Genomic DNA, 2,723 nt, shown 5'->3' with positions numbered 1-2,723 from the left:
ACGTCATCGGGCCGCGCTACAAGGCGCGGGCGGGCGGCTATACCCGGATCATCAAGGCCGGCATCCGCGCCTCGGACGCGGCGGCGATCGCGATTATCGAATTCGTCGACCGCGATGTTGCGGCGAAGGGGCAGGACTCCGGGCCGGTGATGACCGACGAGCTTGAGGACGCTTAAGCCCTAGCGGCTGGCGCTGGTGAAGCTCATCGGGGCATCGGCACTGGCCGTGTTCACGGGCGCATTCAGATACGTGATGTAGATCGGCACCGCCTGGGGCAGCAGCACGTGCTGCTCGGGCGCGGTCGACGATAGTTCGGGATCGCGGCCCATCAGCCAGCGCGCGAGGCGCGGCGCATCCTCGAGCCGGACGCAGCCGTTGCTGAGCTGGCGCTGGTCGCTCTCAAACAGCTCTTTTTCGGGGCTGTCGTGGAGGAACACGCCGCCGGCGTTGGGGAAGCCGAACTTGACCTGGCCCATCGAATTGGCCGGGCCGGGCAGCTGGCGCACCTTGACCGTCAAGCGGCCCTCGCCGACCGCCTTCCAGTCGACCGAGTTCGGATCGATTTCAGGCGCTCCGTCGTCGAAGCTCGCCAGCACCTGATAATGGCGCGAGGTCAGATATTTGGTGCCCTGGGCGAGAACCCGCGGCGCGATCAGCTTTTGCGCGAGGTCGGCCGGGACGTTCCAATAGGGATTGAGCGTCGCATAATAGATTTTGCTGGCGATGGTCGGCGTCTGCGACGTCGGTTTGCCGACGATGACTTTCATCGTGTCGCGGATCTGGCCGTCCTCGACCATGAACAGGCGCGCCGAGGCGGCGTCGACCAGCAGGTAGCGGCCCTGCGCTGGATAGATGGCGGATGTGCCGACGATCGCCTCGGCGGGCATATTGGCGCCTTGCGCGGAGGCTGGCGATGCAACCGCGAAAGGCAGGGCCGAAAACAGCAGCGCAACAGACGCGCCGCGGAACAGGGTCCGCAGGGTCACAATATTTCTCTTTTCTTAAAAGCGTTTGGTGCTCTAACGCCCTAGCGGCGCGGCGGTTTCAAATATTGTTGACATGTCACAATTCTGGACTCGCGCCACGGGCGACTCGCGGGCTGCCGACGGGGGGTCTTGCGGTCCGATTTGCGACTGGCCAAGATGGGCGCGGGGGAGCGGCCGCATGACCGATATTAGCGAAAAGAAATATGAGAAGCTGGTGCGGCCGCTGATCGAGGAATTGAGCACGATGGCGCGCTGGGTCGATGAGACCGGGCAGCGGATCGTCATCCTGTTCGAAGGCCGCGACACCGCCGGCAAGGGCGGCTCGATCGACATGTTCGCGCGCATTCTCAATCCGCGCCAGTGCCATGTGGTCGCTCTGTCATCGCCCAACGAGCACGAGCGCAACCAATGGTATTTCCAGCGCTTCGTCGAACATTTGCCGCCCAAGGGCGAAATCGGGCTGTTCGACCGCAGCTGGTACAACCGGGCCGGGGTCGAGCCGGTGATGGGATTTTGCACCCAGGAGGAAGCGGACGCTTTCCTGCGCGCCGTCCCCGACTTCGAACGCCAGTTGGTCGATGACGGGGTCCTGCTGGTCAAATATTGGTTGTGCTGCGACCAGAAGAAACAGGAGAAAAGGTTCGAGGCCCGGCTCAACAATCCGATCAAGCGCTGGAAACTGTCGCCGATCGATATCGCCGCCCGCACCAAATATGATGCCTACACCCACGCCCGCGAGAAAATGCTGCGGGCGACCCACACCGACCACGCGCCGTGGACGCTGATCGATTTCAACGACCAGGCGCTGGGGCGACTGACCCTGCTCCGCGACCTGCTCGATCGCGTCCCCGACACCCATTTGCCGCTCAAGGACATTGCCTGGCCGCCGCTGCCCGGAAAGCCGAACAAGGAACGGTTCGGCGTGCTCAAGCCGATTCCCAATTTTGAGCCCTGACACATTGCGGACGGCGGTAAATAGCGTAATTTGAGGATTAGCTGGGGGGGACGATCATGAAAGCCATGCGACTGTTTGCGCAGCTGAGCGCATATTATCTGGTGATTGGCCTGGCCGTATATCTGGCGATGAGGCTGTTCCCTAACGCCCGGGACTATCTTCCGATCGGCGGCGTCGAGGAACTCATCAACCAGCCGCAGAAGGCGGGGGCGAACGGCCTGACCGGGGTCCAGGCCCAGACGTCGGGCCACGTCGACAGCCTCGGCGACAGCCTGTTCTGGCTGACCACGGCGTTGATCGGCGCGTTCCTGACCTCATGGCCGGTGAGCTGGACCTACATGTCGATCCGCAACACCGACGAATATGACCAGTCGCTGATCAGCACGATCATCATCCTGCCTTTGGTCGTGACCGGCATCGTGATCATCGTCCAGAACTCGCTGGCGCTGGCCTTTTCGCTGGCTGGGATCGCCGGCGCGGTGCGCTTCAAGAATTCATTGAAGAGCTCAGGCGACGCCTTGTTCATCCTGCTGTCGGTCGGCATCGGCCTGTCGGCGGGCATCGGCGCGGTCGAACTCGCGCTGGTGATGTCGATCGCCTTCAACTACGGTTTCCTCGTACTGTGGTTCACCGAATATGGCGAGCGCGAGGGGATGAAGCGCTACATGAGCGACTTCGACGTCGATGTGGCGGCGGCGACCGCCGCCGCCGATGCGCCGGCCGTCGTGCCGCCTGCGGAGATCAAGCCCTAGGCACAGGTCTTGAGGACTTTGGCGGATGTC

At 63.0% G+C, this 2,723-nt stretch carries 4 protein-coding genes; 3 read left to right on the top strand and 1 reads right to left on the bottom strand.

The features are described from left to right. Positions 1-176: L17 family ribosomal protein (locus RMO25_RS02820; protein ID WP_309661092.1), on the top strand; the 176-nt coding region annotated here is incomplete at its 5' end. 3 nt (positions 177-179) lie between these two features. Here RMO25_RS02820 and RMO25_RS02815 read toward each other — a convergent pair. Continuing rightward, complete coding sequence (locus RMO25_RS02815; protein ID WP_309661091.1) at positions 180-986, bottom strand: L,D-transpeptidase family protein; 807 nt, start codon at positions 984-986, stop codon at positions 180-182. 178 nt (positions 987-1,164) lie between these two features. On the opposite strand from RMO25_RS02815, the gene ppk2 reads away from it, so the two are divergent. Together ppk2 and RMO25_RS02805 are read left to right on the top strand one after the other, a co-directional pair. Next, complete coding sequence (gene ppk2, locus RMO25_RS02810) at positions 1,165-1,941, top strand: polyphosphate kinase 2 (RefSeq protein WP_309661090.1); 777 nt, start codon at positions 1,165-1,167, stop codon at positions 1,939-1,941. Positions 1,942-1,997: 56 nt separating this feature from the next. After that, complete coding sequence (locus tag RMO25_RS02805; protein ID WP_309661089.1) at positions 1,998-2,693, top strand: hypothetical protein; 696 nt, start codon at positions 1,998-2,000, stop codon at positions 2,691-2,693. Positions 2,694-2,723: the final 30 nt, after the last annotated feature.

It is taken from the genome of Sphingomonas sp., from assembly GCF_031361285.1.
In the GTDB taxonomy this organism is placed as follows: domain Bacteria; phylum Pseudomonadota; class Alphaproteobacteria; order Sphingomonadales; family Sphingomonadaceae; genus Sphingomicrobium.
Note: the sequence above shows the minus strand (reverse complement) of the source record. Positions and strands in the feature narration are given on the sequence as shown.

Coding starts and splice junctions, on each gene's coding strand:
- RMO25_RS02805 (WP_309661089.1), top strand. CDS start 1,998: ATGAAAGCCATGCGACTGTTTGCGCAGCTGAGCGCATATTATCTGGTG.
- ppk2 (WP_309661090.1), top strand. CDS start 1,165: ATGACCGATATTAGCGAAAAGAAATATGAGAAGCTGGTGCGGCCGCTG.